This is a genomic window from Streptomyces sp. NPDC031445, from assembly GCF_055581365.1.
In genome coordinates this window covers 115,812-135,352 of sequence record NZ_JBVIJO010000003.1, presented here as the reverse complement: position 1 = coordinate 135,352, position 19,541 = coordinate 115,812, and the positions used below count along the sequence as shown (strand labels likewise).

At 71.2% G+C, this 19,541-nt stretch carries 18 protein-coding genes and 1 tRNA gene; 10 read left to right on the top strand and 9 right to left on the bottom strand.

The genetic code is table 11. The features are described 5' to 3' along the window. Positions 1-307 precede the first annotated feature (307 nt). From ACZ5DC_RS10860 to pknB, 6 genes are all read left to right on the top strand, one after another. Positions 308-1,177, top strand: a complete 870-nt coding sequence (locus tag ACZ5DC_RS10860) for a DUF3662 and FHA domain-containing protein (protein ID WP_366752811.1) — start codon at positions 308-310, stop codon at positions 1,175-1,177. Positions 1,178-1,187: 10 nt separating this feature from the next. Next, on the top strand, positions 1,188-1,718 hold the full coding sequence (locus tag ACZ5DC_RS10855) for an FHA domain-containing protein FhaB/FipA (protein ID WP_225808661.1): 531 nt from the start codon (positions 1,188-1,190) through the stop codon (positions 1,716-1,718). A 140-nt stretch (positions 1,719-1,858) separates the two neighbouring features. Next, the gene (locus tag ACZ5DC_RS10850) at positions 1,859-3,472 is read left to right on the top strand and encodes a Stp1/IreP family PP2C-type Ser/Thr phosphatase (protein WP_468651496.1); all 1,614 of its coding nucleotides are present in this window, start codon (positions 1,859-1,861) and stop codon (positions 3,470-3,472) included. 27 nt (positions 3,473-3,499) lie between these two features. Then, on the top strand, positions 3,500-4,945 hold the full coding sequence (locus tag ACZ5DC_RS10845; protein WP_468651494.1) for an FtsW/RodA/SpoVE family cell cycle protein: 1,446 nt from the start codon (positions 3,500-3,502) through the stop codon (positions 4,943-4,945). Beyond that, positions 4,942-6,429: a peptidoglycan D,D-transpeptidase FtsI family protein gene (locus ACZ5DC_RS10840; RefSeq protein ID WP_468651492.1), complete on the top strand. Its 1,488-nt coding sequence runs from the start codon at positions 4,942-4,944 to the stop codon at positions 6,427-6,429. Before ACZ5DC_RS10845 ends, ACZ5DC_RS10840 begins: the two co-directional genes overlap by 4 nt. A 195-nt stretch (positions 6,430-6,624) precedes the next feature. After that, entirely contained in the window at positions 6,625-8,628 is a 2,004-nt protein-coding gene (gene pknB, locus ACZ5DC_RS10835) for a Stk1 family PASTA domain-containing Ser/Thr kinase (protein ID WP_468651490.1), read from the top strand. Between the two features lie 60 nt (positions 8,629-8,688). Here pknB and ACZ5DC_RS10830 read toward each other — a convergent pair whose 3' ends face one another. The 5 genes from ACZ5DC_RS10830 to ACZ5DC_RS10810 all read right to left on the bottom strand — a co-directional run bounded on the left by ACZ5DC_RS10830 (position 8,689) and on the right by ACZ5DC_RS10810 (position 12,463). Beyond that, a complete protein-coding gene (locus tag ACZ5DC_RS10830; protein ID WP_468651488.1) occupies positions 8,689-9,444 on the bottom strand; it encodes a class E sortase in 756 nt (251 codons plus the stop codon). A 45-nt stretch (positions 9,445-9,489) separates the two neighbouring features. Continuing rightward, entirely contained in the window at positions 9,490-10,662 is a 1,173-nt protein-coding gene (locus ACZ5DC_RS10825) for a class E sortase (RefSeq protein WP_468651486.1), read from the bottom strand. Then, positions 10,659-11,297, bottom strand: coding sequence for an aminodeoxychorismate/anthranilate synthase component II (locus ACZ5DC_RS10820; RefSeq protein ID WP_468651484.1), 639 nt, complete (start codon positions 11,295-11,297; stop codon positions 10,659-10,661). The genes ACZ5DC_RS10825 and ACZ5DC_RS10820 overlap by 4 nt, the downstream gene beginning before the upstream one ends. Continuing rightward, positions 11,294-11,455, bottom strand: coding sequence for a hypothetical protein (locus ACZ5DC_RS10815; RefSeq protein WP_103813562.1), 162 nt, complete (start codon positions 11,453-11,455; stop codon positions 11,294-11,296). The genes ACZ5DC_RS10820 and ACZ5DC_RS10815 overlap by 4 nt, the downstream gene beginning before the upstream one ends. Before the next feature lie 219 nt (positions 11,456-11,674). Further along, the gene (locus ACZ5DC_RS10810; RefSeq protein ID WP_468651482.1) at positions 11,675-12,463 is read right to left on the bottom strand and encodes a DUF881 domain-containing protein; all 789 of its coding nucleotides are present in this window, start codon (positions 12,461-12,463) and stop codon (positions 11,675-11,677) included. Between the two features lie 152 nt (positions 12,464-12,615). On the opposite strand from ACZ5DC_RS10810, the gene crgA reads away from it, so the two are divergent. After that, on the top strand, positions 12,616-12,870 hold the full coding sequence (crgA, locus tag ACZ5DC_RS10805) for a cell division protein CrgA (RefSeq protein ID WP_014673794.1): 255 nt from the start codon (positions 12,616-12,618) through the stop codon (positions 12,868-12,870). Positions 12,871-13,118: 248 nt separating this feature from the next. Here the strand turns inward: crgA and ACZ5DC_RS10800 are convergent, their stop codons facing one another. Together ACZ5DC_RS10800 and ACZ5DC_RS10795 are read right to left on the bottom strand one after the other, a co-directional pair. Then, positions 13,119-14,006 carry a rhomboid family intramembrane serine protease gene (locus ACZ5DC_RS10800; RefSeq protein WP_366752802.1) on the bottom strand — a complete coding sequence of 296 codons (888 nt, stop codon included), beginning with the start codon at positions 14,004-14,006 and terminating at the stop codon, positions 13,119-13,121. 85 nt (positions 14,007-14,091) lie between these two features. Further along, positions 14,092-14,622, bottom strand: a complete 531-nt coding sequence (locus tag ACZ5DC_RS10795; protein ID WP_468651479.1) for a peptidylprolyl isomerase — start codon at positions 14,620-14,622, stop codon at positions 14,092-14,094. A gap of 288 nt (positions 14,623-14,910) precedes the next feature. Here ACZ5DC_RS10795 and ACZ5DC_RS10790 point away from each other — a divergent pair, with 288 nt between their 5' ends. Beyond that, complete coding sequence (locus ACZ5DC_RS10790; protein WP_468651477.1) at positions 14,911-15,612, top strand: DUF5324 family protein; 702 nt, start codon at positions 14,911-14,913, stop codon at positions 15,610-15,612. A 142-nt stretch (positions 15,613-15,754) separates the two neighbouring features. Here the strand turns inward: ACZ5DC_RS10790 and ACZ5DC_RS10785 are convergent. After that, positions 15,755-15,827, bottom strand: a tRNA-Ala gene (locus ACZ5DC_RS10785). A gap of 182 nt (positions 15,828-16,009) precedes the next feature. On the opposite strand from ACZ5DC_RS10785, the gene ACZ5DC_RS10780 reads away from it, so the two are divergent. Beyond that, complete coding sequence (locus ACZ5DC_RS10780; protein WP_366752799.1) at positions 16,010-16,558, top strand: helix-turn-helix domain-containing protein; 549 nt, start codon at positions 16,010-16,012, stop codon at positions 16,556-16,558. 105 nt (positions 16,559-16,663) lie between these two features. Continuing rightward, on the top strand, positions 16,664-18,016 hold the full coding sequence (locus tag ACZ5DC_RS10775; protein WP_468651474.1) for a serine/threonine-protein kinase: 1,353 nt from the start codon (positions 16,664-16,666) through the stop codon (positions 18,014-18,016). On the opposite strand, the gene ACZ5DC_RS10770 is transcribed toward ACZ5DC_RS10775, so the two are convergent. Further along, positions 17,980-19,380 (bottom strand): hypothetical protein, encoded by a 1,401-nt coding sequence (locus tag ACZ5DC_RS10770; RefSeq protein ID WP_468651472.1) that lies wholly within the window; start codon positions 19,378-19,380, stop codon positions 17,980-17,982. The genes ACZ5DC_RS10775 and ACZ5DC_RS10770 overlap by 37 nt on opposite strands. Positions 19,381-19,541 lie beyond the last annotated feature (161 nt).

Below are 19,541 nucleotides of genomic sequence, written 5' to 3'. Positions count from 1 at the left end.
CCCCAACGACGCACCCGCCGAACGCCGCACGTATCAGGGAGGCGCGCTTCTCGTATCAACCTCGTACCGGTCCCGGCCATCTGCCGGGAGGCGGGCCGGGTGCACAGCCGGGTGCGGGACACTGGACTTCGCCCGCCTCTACGATCCATGGCAGCAGGACACGCACCCGGGAGTTCGAAGGGGAGCCGCTGGGGGAACCGGCTGATTGGCGGGCGCGTAGATACGATCAGTGAGCAGTACCCGCAGTACCCGGCAAGGCAGCGGCACAGAGCAGGCAAGACGACGGCAGGGACGGAGGAGGTGCCCCATGGGAGTCCTGAAGAAGTTCGAGCAGCGTCTCGAAGGTCTGGTGAACGGCACCTTCGCCAAGGTCTTCAAGTCCGAGGTCCAGCCCGTGGAGATCGCCGGAGCGCTCCAGCGGGAGTGCGACAACAACGCCACGATCTGGAACCGTGACCGGACCGTCGTGCCCAACGACTTCATCGTGGAGCTGAGCGCGCCGGACTACGAGCGCCTCAGCCCCTACTCCGGGCAGCTCGGCGACGAGCTGGCCGGCATGGTGCGCGACTACGCGAAGCAGCAGCGCTACACCTTCATGGGCCCGATCAAGGTCAACCTGGAGAAGGCCGACGACCTGGACACCGGTCTGTACCGGGTGCGCTCGCGCACCCTCGCCTCCTCCAGCGACCAGCAAGGGGCCCCGCAGGCCCCCGGCGCACCGGCGGCCGGGCGCCCCGCGGCGGGCGCCCCCGGCGGCTACGGCTACCCGCAGCCCGCCACGCCCGCCGGCGCGCCCCCGATGCCGTCCGCACCGCCGCCCGGCACCCGCCCCGGCGGGTACGGTTACCCGCAGCCCGCCACGCAGCGGCCGGCCGCGGCCCCGATGAGCGGCGCGCGCACCCGCTACTGGATCGAGATCAACGGCACCCGCCACCAGATCTCCCGCCCGACGCTGGTGCTGGGCCGCAGCACCGACGCCGACGTGCGGATCGACGACCCCGGCGTGTCCCGCCGGCACTGCGAGATCCGGACCGGAACGCCCTCGACGATCCAGGATCTCGGTTCCACCAACGGCATCGTGGTGGACGGGCAGCACACCACCCGCGCTACGCTCCGCGACGGCTCGCGGATCGTCGTGGGCAGCACCACCGTTATCTATAGGCAAGCCGAAGGGTGAAGCGGGGGCAATGTCAGAGCTGACCCTCACGGTCATGCGGCTGGGTTTCCTGGCCGTACTGTGGCTGTTCGTGATCGTGGCCGTGCAGGTCATCCGGAGCGACCTGTTCGGTACGCGCGTCACCCAGCGCGGATCGCGTAGGGAGGCGGCCCGGCCGCAGCAGCCGGGCCGCCAGCAGACCCGGCAGCAGGCCGCGCCCCCGCCGCAGCGCGGCCAGCAGGGCGGCGGCGGCCGGCGCGGCCGCAACGCCCCCACCAAGCTGGTCGTGACCGAGGGCACCCTCACCGGCACCACCGTCGCGCTCCAGGGCCAGACGATCACCCTGGGCCGGGCGCACGACTCGACGATCGTGCTGGACGACGACTACGCCTCCAGCCGCCATGCGAGGATCTACCCGGACCGTGACGGCCAGTGGATCATCGAGGACCTCGGTTCCACCAACGGCACCTACCTGGACCGGTCCCGGCTGACGACCCCCACACCGATCCCGCTGGGCGCGCCGATCCGCATCGGCAAGACCGCGATCGAGCTGCGGAAGTAGTGCTACGTCATGAATGAGCGCGAGCGGAGCGAGCACGCAGCGGCAGGCCGCAACCCGGCCTCCGGCGCGCTCCCGACCGGAGGGTGGGCAGTGTGGCTCGACACGACCGGCTGCATTCGGAGCCGACGGGCGAGGTGCGCATGAGTCTGTCACTGCGCTTCGCCGCCGGATCGCACAAGGGCATGATCCGGGAGGGCAACGAGGACTCCGGTTACGCCGGCCCGCGCCTGCTCGCCATCGCCGACGGCATGGGCGGCCAGGCGGCGGGCGAGGTCGCCTCCTCCGAGGTGATCTCCACCCTGGTCACCCTCGACGACGACGTGCCCGGCTCCGACATCCTCACCTCCCTCGGCGTGGCCGTGCAGCGCGCCAACGACCAGCTGCGCGCCATGGTGGAGGAGGACCCCCAGCTCGAGGGCATGGGGACGACCCTCACCGCGCTGCTGTGGACCGGCCAGCGGCTCGGTCTCGTGCACGTCGGCGACTCCCGCGCGTACCTCCTCCGCGACGGTGTGCTGACCCAGATCACCCAGGACCACACCTGGGTGCAGCGGCTGGTGGACGAGGGCCGGATCACCGAGGAAGAGGCCACGACCCACCCGCAGCGCTCGCTGCTGATGCGCGCCCTCGGCAGCGGCGACCACGTCGAGCCCGACCTGTCGATCCGCGAGGTCCGGGCCGGCGACCGCTACCTGATCTGCTCCGACGGCCTGTCCGGCGTGGTCTCCCACCAGACGATGGAGGAGACCCTCGCCAGCTACCAGGGCCCGCAGGAGACCGTGCAGGAGCTGATCCAGCTCGCGCTGCGCGGCGGCGGCCCCGACAACATCACGGTGATCGTCGCCGACGTGCTCGACCTGGACACCGGTGACACCCTCGCCGGGCAGCTGTCCGACCAGCCCGTCGTCGTCGGCGCCGTCGCCGAGAACCAGCACCACCTGCACGACAACGGCATCATGCAGACCCCGGCGGGCCGCGCCTCTCACCTGGGCCGGCAGGGTCAGGGACACGGCGGCGGCGAGTTCGGCCCGCCCGGCTCCGGCGACACCACCGGCTACATCCCGGCCGACGGCTTCGGCGACTACGCCGACGACGACTTCACCAAGCCGCGCAAGCGGCGCAGATGGCTGAAGACCTCGTTCTACGGCGTCCTCGCCCTCGCCGTCGTCGGCGGCGGCCTGTACGGCGGCTACCGCTGGACGCAGACCCAGTACTACGTCGGCGCCAAGGACGAGCACATCGCGCTGTACCGCGGGATCAGCCAGGACCTGGCCTGGGTGTCGCTGTCGAAGGTGGAGAAGGACCACCCCGAGATCGAACTCAAGTACCTGCCGCCGTACCAGCAGAAGCAGGTGAAGGCGACGATCGCGGAGGACGGCCTGGAAGCGGCCCGGGCGAAGGTCCAGGAGCTGGCCGTACAGGCCTCCGCCTGCCACAAGCAGGCCGAACGCCAGGCGGCCGAGCGCGCGCGGAACGACGCCAGGAACGGCAAGGACAAGACCGGCCAGGACAAGACGGCCGGTACCGGCACGCCCACCGGCGCCGGCGCGTCCACGGGCACCGGCACCACCACGCAGACCGCGTTCGTCAAGGCCTCCCCGACGCCGAACACGACCCCGAACCCGTCGGCCTCGAAGACGTCCCCGACGCCCCCTTCGAAGGCTCCGTCCACGACCCCGTCCGCGACCCCCAGCCCCGGCCCCACTCTCTCGGAGGACGAGCAGAAGGTCGTCTCGCTGTGCGGTAAGCAGTAGGCAAGCCGTGAGAGGCCCTGTCACACGATGAGCAGTACAACGAACTCGCCGACGCACCACACGTCCACGATCGGCGCGATCGGCGCGCCGAGCCGCCGCAACACCGAGCTGGCCCTGCTGGTCTTCGCTGTGGCCATCCCCGTGTTCGCCTACGCGAACGTGGGCCTGGCCATCGACGGCCAGGTCCCCGCGGGCCTGCTGAGCTACGGCCTCGGGCTCGGTCTGCTGGCCGCCGTCGCCCACCTCGTCGTACGGAAGTTCGCCCCGTACGCCGACCCGCTGCTGCTGCCGCTCGCCACCCTGCTCAACGGACTCGGGCTGGTGTGCATCTGGCGGCTGGACCAGTCCAAGCTGCTCCAGCAGATCCACGTCGCGGGGGGCAAGGCGACCAACCAGCTGCTCTACACGGCGATGGGCATCGCGCTGTTCGTGGCGGTGCTGGTCTTCCTCAAGGACCACCGCACGCTCCAGCGCTACACCTACATCTCCATGGTGGCCGCGCTGTTCCTGCTGCTCCTGCCGCTGGTCCCGGGCCTCGGCGCGGACGTGTACGGCGCCAAGATCTGGATCTCGATCGGCAGCTTCACCATCCAGCCCGGTGAGTTCGCCAAGATCGTGCTGGCGGTGTTCTTCGCCGGCTACCTGATGGTCAAGCGGGACGCGCTCGCGCTCGCCAGCCGCCGCTTCATGGGCCTGTACCTGCCGCGCGGCCGCGACCTCGGCCCGATCCTCGTCGTCTGGGCGATCTCGATCCTCATCCTGGTCTTCGAGACCGACCTCGGTACGTCGCTGCTGTTCTTCGGCATGTTCGTGATCATGCTGTACGTCGCCACCGAGCGGACCAGCTGGATCGTCTTCGGTCTGCTGATGTCCGCCGTCGGCGCCATCGGCGTGGCCAGCTTCGAACCGCACATCAAGGTCCGTGTGCAGGCCTGGCTCGACCCGATGCGCGAGTACACGCTCAGCCGCACCCCCGGCGTCGCCGGTGTCCACTCCGACCAGCTCCAGCAGGCGCTGTGGGCGTTCGGCTCCGGCGGCACCCTCGGCACCGGCTGGGGCCAGGGCCACTCCGAGCTGATCCGGTTCGCCGCCAACTCCGACTTCATCCTGGCCACCTTCGGCGAGGAGCTGGGCCTGGCGGGCATCATGGCGATCCTGCTGATCTACGGCCTGATCGTGGAACGCGGCGTGCGCACCGCCCTCGCCGCCCGCGACCCGTTCGGCAAGCTGCTCGCCATCGGCCTGTCCGGCGCCTTCGCGCTCCAGGTCTTCGTCGTGTCCGGCGGTGTGATGGGCCTCATCCCGCTGACCGGTATGACGATGCCGTTCCTCGCCTACGGTGGTTCGTCGGTCATCGCCAACTGGGCGCTGATCGGCGTGCTGATCCGCATCAGCGACACCGCCCGCCGCCCGGCGCCCGCACCCGCCGCCAACCCCGACGCCGAAATGACCCAGGTGGTCCGCCCGTCATGAACAAGCCCCTGCGCCGGATCGCGATCTTCTGCGGCCTTCTCGTCCTCACCCTGCTGCTGCGGGACAACTACCTCCAGTACGTCAGGGCCGACAAGCTCAAGGACGACCCGAACAACCGCCGCGTCACCATCGCCCGCTACGCCACCCCGCGCGGCGACATCATCGTGTCCGGCGGCGACCCGATCACCGGGTCCACCCTGACCAGCAAGACCGGTCTGAACGACCTGAAGTACAAGCGCACCTACAAGAACGGCCCCATGTGGGCGCCGGTCACCGGCTACGCCTCGCAGGCCTTCGGCGCCACCCAGCTGGAGTCCATCGAGGACGGCATCCTGACCGGCAACGACGACCGGCTGTTCTTCCGCAAGACGCTGGACATGATCACCGGCAAGGAGCAGCAGGGCGGCAACGTCGTCACCACGCTCAACGCCGCCGCGCAGAAGGCGGCGTACGACGGTCTGAAGCAGCGCGGCGGCAAGGGCGCGGTCGTCGCCCTCGACCCCTCCACCGGCAAGATACTGGCGCTGGCCTCCTACCCGTCGTACGACCCCTCGTCGTTCGCGGGCAACACCAACGACGACGCCGCGGCCTGGAAGAAGCTCCAGAAGAAGTACAACCCCAACGACCCGATGCTGAACCGGGCGCTGCGCGAGACGTACCCGCCGGGCTCCACCTTCAAGGTGGTCACGGCCGCCGCGGCGCTGGAGAACGGAAAGTACACCTCGGCCGACGAGCGGACCGAGTCGCCGCTGCCGTGGACCATGCCGGGCACCACGACCCAGCTGAAGAACGAGGGCAACATCCCGTGCGAGAACGCGACCATGCGGGTCGCGCTCCAGTACTCCTGCAACACCGTCTTCGGCAAGATCGGTGCCGACCTCGGCAACGACAAGATGCTCGCGGAAGCGAAGAAGTTCGGCTTCGACGCCGAGCAGTTCACTCCCGTCCGCTCCAGCGCCTCGGTGTTCTCGGACGGCATGAACCAGTCGCAGACCGCGCTGTCCTCCATCGGCCAGTACAACACCGCCGCCACCCCGCTGCAGATGGCCATGGTCGCCTCGGCGGTCGCCAACGACGGCAAGCTGATGAAGCCGTACATGGTCGACTCGCTCCAGTCCTCCAACCTGGACCCGGTCGCCACGACCAAGCCGGAGGAGCTGAGCCGGCCGCTGTCGCCGAAGAACGCGCAGATCCTCCAGGACATGATGCAGACGGTCGTCGAGAAGGGCACCGGTACCCGGGCGAAGATCGACGGCGTCACGGTCGGCGGCAAGACCGGCACCGCCCAGCACGGCGTCGAGAACAGCGAGAACCCGTACGCCTGGTTCATCTCCTACGCCAAGCTCAGCGACGGCAGCTCGCCGGTCGCCGTGGCCGTCGTGATCGAGGACGAGAGCGCCAACCGCGACGACATCTCCGGTGGCGGTCTGGCCGCGCCGATCGCGAAGAACGTCATGAAGGCGGTCATCGACTCAAAGAAGTGACCGTCGTCCGCCACCGGGAGTGAGGCCGCTCACAGCTCCTTCACATCGCCGCACGTTGCGATACCGGTCCTGTATCGGGTTACGGGCTTGGCCAGGTCACACAGAACGAGCCGGGTACGGTAGGCCCGGACGGCAGCCTCCGGCCGCGCACAGGGGTGCGCGGCCGAGACCGACGGAGAGGGCTGGTAGGTAGCTATGGAAGAGCCGCGTCGCCTCGGCGGCCGGTACGAGCTGGGCCAGGTGCTCGGCCGCGGTGGCATGGCGGAGGTCTACCTCGCGCATGACACCCGGCTCGGCCGCACCGTGGCGGTGAAGACGCTGCGCGCGGACCTCGCGCGCGACCCGTCCTTCCAGGCCCGGTTCCGCCGGGAGGCCCAGTCGGCCGCCTCGCTCAACCATCCCGCGATCGTCGCGGTCTACGACACGGGCGAGGACTACATCGACGGGGTCTCCATCCCGTACATCGTGATGGAGTACGTCGACGGTTCCACGCTGCGTGAGCTGCTGCACTCCGGCCGCAAGCTGCTGCCCGAGCGCGCCATGGAGATGACCATCGGCATCCTCCAGGGCCTGGAGTACGCCCACCGCAGCGGCATCGTCCACCGCGACATCAAGCCGGCCAACGTCATGCTGACCCGCAACGGCCAGGTCAAGGTGATGGACTTCGGCATCGCCCGCGCGATGGGCGACGCCGGCATGACCATGACCCAGACCGCGGCGGTCATCGGCACCGCCCAGTACCTCTCGCCGGAGCAGGCGAAGGGCGAGCAGGTCGACGCCCGGTCCGACCTCTACTCGACCGGCTGCCTCCTGTACGAGCTGCTGACGGTACGGCCGCCCTTCGTGGGCGACTCCCCGGTCGCCGTGGCCTACCAGCACGTCCGGGAGGAACCCCAGGCCCCGTCGGTCTTCGACCCCGAGATCACGCCCGAGATGGACGCGATCGTCCTCAAGGCGCTGGTCAAGGACCCCAACTACCGCTACCAGTCGGCCGACGAGATGCGCGCCGACATCGAGGCGTGCCTGGACGGCCAGCCGGTCGCGGCCACGGCCGCGATGGGCGCGGTCGGCTACGTCGGCTACCCCGACGACCAGGCGACGACCGCCCTGCGCTCGGAGCCGGCGGGAGCGACCACCATGCTCCCGCCGATGAACCCCGACGACGGCGGCTACGGCTACGACGAGCGTCCGGACCGCCGCCGCCAGCAGAAGAAGTCCAACAGCTCCACGATCCTGCTGGTGGTCGCGGGCCTGCTGGTCCTGGTCGGCGCGATCCTGATCGGCATGTACGCGTTCGGCGGTGACGGCAAGGGCGACGGCAAGGTGCCCGTGCCGTCGTTCGTGGGCCAGCCGGAGAAGACGGCCCGCAAGATGGCCGAGAACGTCGACCTCAAGGTGACCGTCACCAAGAAGGCCTGCGAGAACCAGGCCACGGGCAACGTGTGCTCCCAGAACCCGGACGAGGGCACGAAGGCCGAGAAGAACAGCACCGTCACCCTGGTGGTGTCCACGGGCGCGCCCAAGGTGACCGTGCCCAGCGTCATCGGCCTCAGCCTCGACGACGCCAAGGCGAAGCTGGAGGGGGACGACTACAAGTTCACGGTGAAGACGCAGGCCCGCGTCTCCACGGAGAGCCCGGACACCGTGCTCGACCAGGACCCGATCGGCGGCAAGCAGCGGGAGAAGGGCTCGGAGATCACCCTCACGGTCGCCAAGGCCGAGGAGAAGGTCACCGTCCCCGACGTCGCCGGCAAGTCCTGCGACGAGGCGAAGGCCGAACTCCAGGCCAAGGGGCTCGCCCCGACCTGCAACGACACCCCGGTCTCCGACCCGGCGCAGGACGGCAAGGTCCAGAACACCAACCCGGCGGCGGGCCAGCAGGTCACCAAGAACACCCCCGTCGCGGTCAACGTGGGCAAGGCGCAGAACACCCAGGTGCAGGTGCCCAACGTCCAGGGGCAGAAGCTGAAGGACGCCAGGAAGCTGATCGAACAGGCGGGCCTGGTGGTCGGCAACATCACCGGCTCGCAGGACGACAACGCCACCGTGTTCACGTCGGACCCCGGCCAGGGCAACCCGGTCGACAAGGGCACCGCGATCAACCTGGTCACCGTCGGGGGCCCGGGCGGCAACGGCAACAACGGCGGCGGCAACGGCGACAACAACGGCGGCGGCGGCTTCTTCGGCGGCATCGGCTGACACGCCCCGCACACACGTGGGCCCCTGCCGGGACATCCCGGCAGGGGCCCACGCGCATGCTCAGCGCAGTTCCCTCGGCAACGTCCGCTCGGCGTCCACCTTCTGCACGCGGACCAGTTCGCCCCAGACCACGTACCGGTAGCGGGAGGTGTAGACGGGGGTGCAGGTCGTCAGGGTGATGTAGTGGCCCGGCTTCTTCCTGCCGGACTCCGCGGGGACGGCGGAGAGGACCTTGACGTTGTACTTCGAGGTCTCGGGCAGGACCGAGTAGACCTTGTAGACGTACCAGTCGTCCCGCGTCTCGAAGACGATCGGGTCGCCCTTCCGCAGCTTGTCGATGTTGTGGAACTTCGCGCCGTGCCCGTCCCGGTGGGCGGCGACGGCGAAGTTGCCCGCCTTGCCGGTGGTGGGAAGCGTGGCCTTGACCGGGTCCGTGTAGTAGCCGGCCACACCGTCGTCGAGGACGTCCGTGCCCGTGCCCTTCTCGACCAGCACCTCGCCGTTCCGCATCGCCGGCACGTGCAGGAACCCGATGCCGTCCTTGGTGTCGAGCGCGCCGGGACCGGAGTGCTGCCGCTCGGCCCAGTGCTCGCGCACCTTGTCGGCCTGCCGGTCCGCCTTGCGGTCCGCTATCACGTTCGTCCACCACAGCGAGTAGACGACGAACAGGCCGAGCAGCACGCCCGCCGTGATGAGGAGTTCCCCGAAGACGCTGACCGCGAGGGCGATCCGGCCGGGGCGCCGGCGCGCGGCGGGATCCGGAGCCGGATCGGACGCGTCCGTGGTCTCTTCGGTCTCGTCGGCGGTCGCTGCCACTGTGTCCTCTGCCCTTGGTCGATGAGCGCCCTTGGTCGGTGAGCCCTACTCGATGAGCGCGTCCGGCTTGCCCTTGCTGCGCGGGCGTTCCTGGACCATCTTGCCCCAGACGATCAGCCGGTACTTGCTGGTGAACTCCGGTGTGCAGGTGGTGAGGGTGATGTAGCGGCCGGGCCGGGTGAAGCCGGAGCCCGGCGGTACCGGGTTCAGCACGCTGGTGTTGGACGGCGGCGTCACCGGGAGCATCGAGGTCACCTTGTACACGAAGTAGGTGTCCTGGGTCTCGACCACGACCGCGTCCCCGGCCTTGAGCCTGTTGATGTACCGGAACGGCTCACCGTGCGTGTTGCGGTGCGCGGCGAGACCGAAGTTGCCGGTCCTGGCGTCGGGCATCGCCGTCTTCAGCGGGGCCTCGCCGTAGTGCCCCACCATGCCCTTGTCGAGCACCCTCTTGTTGCTGACGCCCTCCGCGATGGGCGCGACCACGTCCAGTTTGGGGATGTGCAGGATGGCGAAGCCCTGCCCCGGCTCGAAGACGCCCGGATTGCGCTTCCCGTTGGCCCAGTCGTCCTGGAGCTGGTGGGTCTCGCTGCCGGCCTGCGCGTGCGCGCGGACGTTGGTCCACCACAGCTGGTAGGTGACGAACAGCAGCATCAGGACGCCGGTGGTGATGAACACCTCGCCGATCGCCCGGCTCGCAACGGTCGCCGGGCTCGGCTTGCGCAGCCGGGCCTGCCGCCGGGCCTCCACCCGGCTCAGGGGCCGCTGCGGGTCCCGGCCCGTCGGGGCAGCCGCCGGCTCGCGGGCGTCCCGGGGGCCGCCGTGCCGCCCTCCACGCCGCTTGGCGGCCTTTCTGCGGGCCGCACGGCCGCCCGGCGCGGCCCGGGAGGCCGCGGCGGCCGGCAAGGCTCCAGAGGCCCCTGTGCCCGCCCGGGTGGCACCGCCGTCCGCGCCGTACTCCGCCGGCCGCGGAATCCGCAGCGCCATCGTCTCCTCGTCGACGCGGGGCAGGGGCGCCCCGCGGCCCGCACCGGCGGCCGGGGACGCCGTGAGGTCCTCCTCCGTCAGCCGGGGCATCGGGGCCGTCGGCGGATCCTGCCGCCGCCCCGCGGACGGCCGCGTGCCGCGGGAGGACTCGTACGGCCGCGCACCGCCGGAGGACTCGTACGGGCTCCCGCCGTCGTACAAGTCCTCGCGCTCGGGGCGCAGCGCGGTCACGCCGTGGCCCTGCCCACCACCGGGGCGAGCCCCGCCGATCTCGCCACGGCGCCCTGGTCGCCGCACTCCGCCAGCCAGTTGGCCAGCATCCGGTGCCCGTGCTCGGTCAGCACCGACTCGGGGTGGAACTGCACACCCTCCACCGGCAGCTCCCGGTGGCGCAGGCCCATGATGATGCCGTCGTGCGTGCGGGCGGTGACTTCCAGCTCGGCCGGGACCGTGGCCGGTTCGGCGGCCAGGGAGTGGTAGCGGGTCGCCGTGAAGGGCGAGGGCAGGCCCGCGAAGACGCCCCGGCCCCCGTGCTCGACCGGCGAGGTCTTGCCGTGCAGCAGCTCGGGCGCCCGGTCCACCACACCGCCGTACGCCACCTGGATCGACTGCATGCCCAGGCACACGCCGAAGACCGGCACCCCGGTGGCCGCGCAGTGCCGGACCATGTCCACGCACACGCCCGCCTCCTGCGGGGTCCCGGGCCCGGGCGAGAGCAGCACGCCGTCGAAGCCGTCCTGCGCGTGCGAGGTCGACACCTCGTCGTTGCGCAGCACCTCACACTCCGCGCCCAGCTGGTACAGGTACTGGACGAGGTTGAAGACGAAGCTGTCGTAGTTGTCGACGACGAGAATCCGCGCACTCACTGGTTGTCCACCGTCACATCGTTGAAGGGCAGCAGTGGCTCGGCCCACGGGAAGACGTACTGGAACAGGACGTAGACCACGGCCAGGATCAGTACGAGGGAGATCAAGGCCCTCACCCACGCGTTGCCCGGCAGATGCCGCCAGATCCAGCCGTACATGCCGTCCCCTGCCGTCCCTTCCGTATCCGCTACGGCACCAGACCCACGCCGTACGTCACCAGACTAGCGGCGCGGAGCCCCCGGTCCGCCTGCCTCCACAGGCTGTGCGGAGTCCGGGCGTGTACCCGGAGGCACGGAAAACAGGGTCGATCACCTCGGCATCGGCCGGCGCCGTTTTGCAGGGGTCTTTGTCGATCCGATACGCGAACCGGGTGGTCCCTACCCCACCGGCTTCGCGTAGTGCAGATCCACCGTGCCGGAGTAGCCGGGAAGAGTCACCGTCCCGTCGTCGGTGACCTTCCAGCCGAGGCCGTAGACGTTGACGTAGACCATGTACGTCTGGATCGCCTTGCTCGCGGCGAGCGCCTGCTTCAGCCGGCCGGGGTCCCCCACGGCGGTGATCTTGTACGGCGGTGAGTAGACGCGGCCCTGGAGGATCAGGGTGTTGCCGACACAGCGCACCGCGCTGGTGGAGATCAGCCGCTGGTCCATGACCTTGATGCCCCGGGCGCCGCCCTGCCACAGCGCGTTCACCACGGCCTGGAGGTCCTGCTGGTGGATGACCAGGTAGTCCGGCTGCGGCTCGGGATAGCCGGGGAGTTTGGCGGTGGCGCCCGGCGGGGCGTCGTTCAGGGTGACGGTGACGGCCTTGCCGGTCAGCTGCCGGGTGCCCGCGCTCTTCTCCAGCCGGCCCAGGTTCTCGTCCTCGGCCTTGGTGCTGCCGTCGTCGTTCTCGGCCAGCGACTCGACGCTGTGGCGCAGAGTCGCGTTGGACTCGTCCAGCTCCTTGTTCTTGCGGCTGCGCTGCTGGATCAGGTCGGACAGCTTCAGCAGGGAGCCGTCCTGACGGAGGTCGGTGCCCTTGGCCGTGTTGAAGCTGGTGAAGAAGATGAGCCCGGCGAGCGCGAAGACGGCGGCCGTGAGGATCCGCACGGGCCGCACACGCGGCCAGCGGACGGGGCCCGGACCCGTTGATCCCGTCCCGGGGGAGTCAGCAGAATTGCTCAACGTACCCTTATCTCCTTCGACGCCACGGAAGCACTACGCTAACGGACGCCCGGGGGAGCACACAGAGTCGTCATGTTGGCCCCTTGTACGCTGCCCCGAGCCCGACCCAGTTACCTGCGCGGCCACGCAGCGCATCGACAGGAGAGACCCTCGTGCCGAAGTCACGTATCCGCAAGAAGGCCGACTACACGCCGCCGGCGGCGAAGCAGGCACAGGCCATCAAGCTCACCAACCGCGCGTGGGTCGCGCCCGTGATGCTGGCCATGTTCCTGATCGGCCTGGCCTGGATCGTCGTCTTCTACGTGACCGACGGCTCGCTGCCGGTCGACAGCCTGGACAACTGGAACATCGTCGTCGGTTTCGGCTTCATCGCCGCCGGCTTCGGTGTCTCCACGCAGTGGAAGTAGCTCTGCCCAGGGCTATCCGGCGAGTTATCCACAGGCCAGGGGTGCTGTCCACAATCCCCTGGGGAAAAGAAACTACGATCTGTGGATAACTCATCGGGCGTTGACGCCGGTGTGACTGGCCAACCGATCTCCATACATCTGTTCGCCCCCTGTCCGACCTGCGGAAACACATCCGAGCGACAGGGGGCGCAGCTGTGTCCGCACGCCGTGCACAAGATCCGCCACAGCCTGTGGACAACGGTTCGGTATCAGGTGAGCTGAGCGGTCCTGACCAGGGCCAGCGCCACCGCCAGCACCAGGACGACGGCACAGGTGCCGTACTGCACCAGCGCCCGCTTCTCGCGCGGGGCGTGCACCATCGCGTACCCGGTCACGACACCGGCGACGAGTCCGCCGATGTGCGCCTGCCAGGCGATGTTGCTGAACCCGAAGGTGAAGAGCAGGTTGATCACCAGCAGCGCGATGACCGGGCGCATGTCGTAGTTGAGCCGGCGCATCAGCACGGCGGTCGCGCCGAAGAGCCCGAAGATCGCGCCCGAGGCGCCGAGCGAGGCCGTCTGCGGGGAGGCGAGCAGATAGGTCAGCGCGCCGCCGGCCAGCCCGGAGACGAAGTAGACCGCCAGATAGCGGACCCGGCCCAGGGCCGCTTCCAGCGGGCCGCCGATCCACCACAGGCTCAGCATGTTGAAGCCGATGTGCCAGTACTCCTCGTGCGCGAACATCGACGTCACGAAGCGGTACCACTCGCCTCCGGCGACGCCCGAGGTCGGCGCGAACGGCTTCGGCGGCCAGGCGCCATAGAGCACCAGGTGGTCCAGGAGGGAGCGGTCGGCCTGGACGGCGATGAACACCGCGAGGTTGATCCCGATCAGGATCTTGGTGAGCAGGCGGGGGTCGGCCGTGACCGTGCCCCCGGCGACCGTGCGCGGCCGGGACGCCGCCGGCGCGTGCCCCGTGCCCGAGCCCTCGCGGACGCAGTCCGGGCACTGGAAGCCCACCGAGGCGCTGATCATGCACTCCGGGCAGATGGGCCGGTCACAGCGGGTGCAGCGCACGCCGGTCTCGCGGTCCGGGTGCCGGTAGCACACGGGCACGCTCCGGGCGGCGTCCTGCGCGCTCCCTGCGGCCTGGTCCATCAGATCCCCTTGCTTCGTCGTGTCCGTCCTCACGGTACGGTCCTGCTCCGCCCATCCTTACGGACGAGCGGCGCGTTTGGTTCCCTCAGTCCTCGCGCGTCTCCACCACCACCGTCTCCAGGACGACGTCGGTCAGCGGGCGGTCGTTGCGGCCGGTCGGCACGTTCGCGATGGCGTCGACCACCTTCTGGGAGGCCGGGTCGGTGACCTCGCCGAAGATGGTGCGCTTGCCGTTCAGCCAGGTGCTCGGGGTGACGGTGATGAAGAACTGCGAGCCGTTGGTGCCCGGCCCGGCGTTCGCCATGGCCATCAGGTACGGGGTGTCGAAGGCCAGGTCCGGCCGGCACTCGTCCTCGAAGCCGTAACCCGGCCCGCCGAGGCCGTTGCCCAGGGGATCACCGCCCTGGATCATGAACCCGCTGATCACGGAGTGGAAGACCGTGCCGTCGTAGAGCGGGTTCCTGCTCCTTACGCCGGTGCCCGGGTGGGTCCACTCGCGTTCGCCCCGGGCGAGCTCGACGAAGTTCCTGACCGTGACGGGGGCGTGGAGGGGGAAGAGCCGGACCTCGATGTCGCCGAGGGTGGTCTTCAAAGTGGCATACAGCTGCTCGGCCACGATCCGCCTTCCGTCGTCGTCCGCCGCACATCTCCGATCCTTCCACGGTCCCGTCCGCGCGTCGCCGGGCGGCCGTGACTTCCGGCGCGCGGGCGGCGCGCGCCGGTGATTCGTGGCAGTGTCGACCACGAGCCCCCCGGTGCCCCGGATCGTCGCCCCGGATCAGGCCGAAGGGGGCCGATCGGCACCCGTATGCGCGCCCGCACATGCCAGAGCGGCCGCGGGCAGGCATGATCCGTAAAAGGGTGGAAAGTCGAAATACCGTACGCCACCGAGGAGGAGGAACCCGTGACCCGCATCGACAGCGTGCGCGCCGCGACCGGCTCGGCGAAGGACAGCGTGCTGCACGCCGCGGAAGTGGTGGCGCCCTACGCCGACACGGCCAAGGAGCGTGCCGCGTACTACGCGCAGGAGGCACGCGTACGGCTGGCGCCCGTGGTGTCGCAGGCCGCCGAACAGGCCCGCGTGCAGTACGACGCCCGGCTCGCCCCGCGCCTGGAGCAGGCCCGCACGCATGTACCGCCGAAGGTGGACCTGGCCGCGCAGGAAGCCGCCGTCCGCACCCGCAAGGCGGCCCGGCAGGCCGCCGCCTACTCGCGTCCCAGGATCGAACAGGCCGTGGCCGCGACCGCTCCGGTCCGCGACGAGGCGGCCGCGCGCGGTGCCGCCGCACTGGCCGCGCTGCGCGGCCAGGTCTCGGCCCGCGACATCCAGAAGCTGGCCCGGCGCAACGCCCGCCGGTCCCGCACCGGCCGCGCCCTGAAGGCCGTCGCGGTGCTGACCGCCCTGGCGGGCGGCGCCTTCGCCGCCTGGAAGTGGTGGGACAAGCAGGCCAACCCGGACTGGCTGGTCGAGCCGCCCGCGGCGACGGAGGTCACCGACGAGGGGCGCATCACGTCCGTGGACGGCAGCGAGGCCCAGGCCCTGGACCCCGAGGTCCAGGCGAAGCAGGCGGAGGACGACGCCACGGGCCGCGAAGACGAGATCTGAGCGGCCGCACACACATCAGCGGATTCATCAACGGACACCAGCGGACCCTCCGGCCGTGATCGATCGGGCCGGAGGGTCCCCCCATGCACGCGAAAATGCCCCCTGACACTGCGTTCGAGCAGATCAGGGGGCATTTCTCGGGTGGAGCCTAGGGGAGTCGAACCCCTGACATCCGCCATGCAAAGACGGCGCTCTACCAACTGAGCTAAGGCCCCGGGAAGGAGCGACCTGCCGGACGGATCACGTTCCGGCGGGCGCCGCAGACCAGAGTACCGGGTCACCCCCCGTATCCCGCAAAAAGATTGGGGGTCCCCGCGGATGACCACTCTCCGTAAGATGCTCGACGTGGTTCGCTACAGCGAACCGCGGTTTTCAGGGGAAGCGATGGGGAGACGCAATGGACGCCGCACAGCAGGAAGCCACCGCCAGAGCGCGGGAGCTGCAGCGGAACTGGTACGGGGAGCCGTTGGGGGCGCTCTTCCGTAAGCTCATCGACGATCTCGGGCTGAACCAGGCCCGGCTCGCGGCGGTCCTGGGCCTGTCCGCGCCGATGCTCTCGCAGCTGATGAGCGGCCAGCGCGCGAAGATCGGCAATCCGGCGGTGGTCCAGCGGGTGCAGCTGCTCCAGGAACTGTCGTCCCAGGTCGCGGACGGCAGCGTCAGCGCCGCCGAGGCGACCGAGCGGATGGACGAGATCAAGAAGTCGCAAGGGGGCTCCGTGCTCAGCAACACCACTCACACCACGAACAGTTCGGGTGCGCCCACGGTCAAGCGGGTGGTGCGCGAGATCCAGTCGCTGCTCCGCTCGGTGGCCGCCGCGGGTGACATCATCGACGCCGCGGACACCCTCGCCCCGAGCCATCCCGAACTCGCGGAGTTCCTCCGCGTCTACGGCGCCGGCCGCACCTCCGACGCCGTCGCGCACTACCAGTCCCACCAGAACTGACCGCGCGACCGGTCCGGGACGGGGGGTCCGGGCCGGCGGGGCGCGTACGGCAGGGGCGCGGTGGCGCGGGGTCTTCGTCGGACCAGGGGAGGAGCGGCGGCTGCCATGGGTGAGGTCTTCGCCGGCCGGTACGAGCTGGCCGATCCGATCGGGCGCGGCGGCGTGGGCGCCGTGTGGCGTGCCTGGGACCACCGCCGCCGGCGGTACGTGGCCGCCAAGGTCCTCCAGCAGCGCGACGCCCACTCCCTGCTCCGCTTCGTCCGCGAGCAGGCGCTGCGCATCGACCACCCGCACGTCCTCGCCCCGGCGAGCTGGGCCGCCGACGACGACAAGGTGCTGTTCACCATGGACCTGGTCGGCGGCGGCTCCCTGGTGCACCTGGTCGGCGACTACGGCCCCCTGCCGCCGGCGTTCGTGTGCACGCTGCTGGACCAGTTGCTGTCCGGGCTCGCGGCCGTGCACGCCGAGGACGTGGTCCACCGGGACGTCAAGCCCGCCAACGTGCTCCTGGAAGCCACCGGAACCGGCCGGCCCCGGCTGCGGCTGTCCGACTTCGGCATCGCGATGCGGCTCGGCGAACCCCGGCTGACGGAGACCAACCTGGTGGTGGGGACGCCCGGTTACCTCGCCCCCGAGCAGATGCTGGGCGCCGAACCCGACTTCCCGGCCGACCTGTTCGCCGTCGGCCTGGTCGCCCTGTACCTCCTGGAAGGCGCCAGGCCCGATGCCAAGGCGCTGGTGCGGTACTTCCTGGAACACGGAACGCCGGGCCCGCCCAAGGGAGTTCCCGAACCGCTCTGGCAGGTCGTCGCCTCCCTGCTCCAGCCCGATCCGGCGGACCGCTTCCGCACCGCCACGGGAGCGCGCAAGGCACTCGCCGCCGCCGCCGAACTCCTTCCGGAGCCGGGCCCCGGCGACGAACTCATCGAGATCTTCGACCAACTGGGCCCGCTCCCGCCCGGTTTCGGTCCCGACGGCCCCCTCCGGCGGGCCTCCGGTGTGGCGCCGGACCCGGTGCCGGGCGGGGCCGACGAGTCGGACGCGGCATCAGACCCGTTCGGCGGCCGGGCAGTTGGGCGCGCCGGCGGTGGACCGGCCGGTCCCGGCCCGGGACCGTCGGTGCGGGCGCCTTCGACGCCCGCCCACACCGGTTCCCTCTCGGACACGGGCAGCTTCCGCCTGCCACCGCCCCAGCAAGCGCCGGTCCCCCCGGTCCCGGCCCACCCGGCCCCCGTGCCGGCCCCGGACCCCCGGATCGACACCGCCACCGCCGCGTACACCACCCGCGACCCGCAGGCTCCCCCGCCGTCACCGCAGGCCCCGCGAACCGCCACCCGAGGGCGCCGGGCCCGGCGTGCCGCCCGCCGGCCCGGTCCCCCGGCCAGGGCCGCGATCCCGCTCCTGCTGCTGGCCCTCGCCTGCTATGCCGTGGGCTTCTGGGCGCTGGCCCGGGTGTGAGCCCGCCGGGCCGCCACCGTCCACCCGCCCAGGACCAGCAGCAACGCGGTGCCCGTGCCGATCCCGCCGACGGCGACCAGCCGCATCAACCGCGCGTCGGCCCCGCCCCCGGTGTTCCCGGACAGCGCGGCCCGCCGGTCCTCGTCGGTGACCGTGAAGACACCGGCCGGCACGGGCCGGCCGGCGTACGCGGGCCCCGCCTGCTGCCGTCCGCCCACCCGGACCCGCAGGGTCACCTCGAACGGGCCCTGCCCGAAGGTGCCGGCCAGGTGCGCGCTGAGGTGCAGGACCAGGTAGTACGCGCCGGCGAAGCGGACGGAGGTCACCCCGGCGGGAACGGCGTACCGGTTGGTGTACTCCACCGGCGGGAGCGGTGCGAGAGCGGCGGACTTCGGGGCTCCGGTGTAGCCGAGGGAGACGTCGTCGACGTAGCCGCGGACGGGGTTGTAGAGGGAGAGGTTCAGGGCGCCGCCGACGTAGCCGTGGCCCGGGGCGCCGTCCAGGCCGGCGGAGGCGTGCAGGTGCCGGCCCCAGTCCAGCGGCACCTTGTAGAAACGGGTCTCGCCGGGGACGAGACGGGTGCGCCAGACCCCCTGTCCCACCGGGCGCGCCGTGGCGAAACCGGTGCCGCCCGGGCGGTCCCGGGGGGTGCCGGTGAGGGGCTCCGGCGTGGCGGAGTCCCAGGTCCGCGGCGCGGTGGTGGGCCCGGCGGCGGCGAGAGGGGGTTCCGTGGCGGGCGTGATCTCCAGGTCCCACGGCCCGGACGCGGCCGCCGCCCCGGAGCCCTCGGCGTCGAGGCGTTCGACGAGCAGGTAGTACGTCCCCCCGCCCTGGCACAGCGCCTTGCCGGCCTCGCGCTGGGCCACGGCCGTGACCGGGCGCGGGCTGAGCCCGGCGCCGATCCGGGCGGAGGCGTAGGAGCAGGAGGCGCCGTCGGCGTCCCGTAGCGAGACCCGGATGCCGTCGGTGGCGGAGACGGTGGCGTCCGCCGGTGGTACGGCGGTGACGGCGGCGTACGCGCTGTCAGCGGCGGCCAGGCGGAGGCGGTAGTAGAGCCTGCCGTCGCGGGGCAGGGAGCTGCGGTAGGCGTGGCGGGGGTCGAGCAGTCCGGCGTCCGCGGTGCCCTTCGCGCCGGCGACGGTGCGGGCGCCGGGGGCGAAGGCGTACGGCCCCGGGCGCGTGTCGGCGGCCGGCAGGGCGAGGACGGGCGCCGGCGGGGCGAGGGCGGCGGACAGTGCCAGCAGCAGGCCGGTCACGGCGCCCCGGGCGGCGGCCCGCCGCCGTGCCCGCGCCCGTGCCGGACACGCCGCCTGCCACCCGGCCGCCCCGGCCCCCACCGCCGTACCGCCCCCTCGGCCCCGCACGCGCCGCACCCCCCAGTCGTCGGACGGCCGCCGGACCGGCGGACCGTGAGGCCCATCCTGCCCCGGCCGCCGCTGCGCCATCCGGGCAACGCGTACGCCCGTCCGAAACGCCCGGCACCGTCCGGCTCCGCCGTCCCGCGCGTCTACCTCACCCGCCGGGA

Bases quoted from the DNA above. Each gene is read 5' to 3' on its own strand.
- ACZ5DC_RS10860 (WP_366752811.1), top strand. From the start codon at position 308: ATGGGAGTCCTGAAGAAGTTCGAGCAGCGTCTCGAAGGTCTGGTGAAC.
- ACZ5DC_RS10855 (WP_225808661.1), top strand. From the start codon at position 1,188: ATGTCAGAGCTGACCCTCACGGTCATGCGGCTGGGTTTCCTGGCCGTA.
- ACZ5DC_RS10850 (WP_468651496.1), top strand. From the start codon at position 1,859: ATGAGTCTGTCACTGCGCTTCGCCGCCGGATCGCACAAGGGCATGATC.
- ACZ5DC_RS10845 (WP_468651494.1), top strand. From the start codon at position 3,500: ATGAGCAGTACAACGAACTCGCCGACGCACCACACGTCCACGATCGGC.
- ACZ5DC_RS10840 (WP_468651492.1), top strand. From the start codon at position 4,942: ATGAACAAGCCCCTGCGCCGGATCGCGATCTTCTGCGGCCTTCTCGTC.
- pknB (WP_468651490.1), top strand. From the start codon at position 6,625: ATGGAAGAGCCGCGTCGCCTCGGCGGCCGGTACGAGCTGGGCCAGGTG.
- ACZ5DC_RS10815 (WP_103813562.1), bottom strand. From the start codon at position 11,455: ATGTACGGCTGGATCTGGCGGCATCTGCCGGGCAACGCGTGGGTGAGG.
- ACZ5DC_RS10800 (WP_366752802.1), bottom strand. From the start codon at position 14,006: ATGGACCAGGCCGCAGGGAGCGCGCAGGACGCCGCCCGGAGCGTGCCC.
- ACZ5DC_RS10780 (WP_366752799.1), top strand. From the start codon at position 16,010: ATGGACGCCGCACAGCAGGAAGCCACCGCCAGAGCGCGGGAGCTGCAG.
- ACZ5DC_RS10775 (WP_468651474.1), top strand. From the start codon at position 16,664: ATGGGTGAGGTCTTCGCCGGCCGGTACGAGCTGGCCGATCCGATCGGG.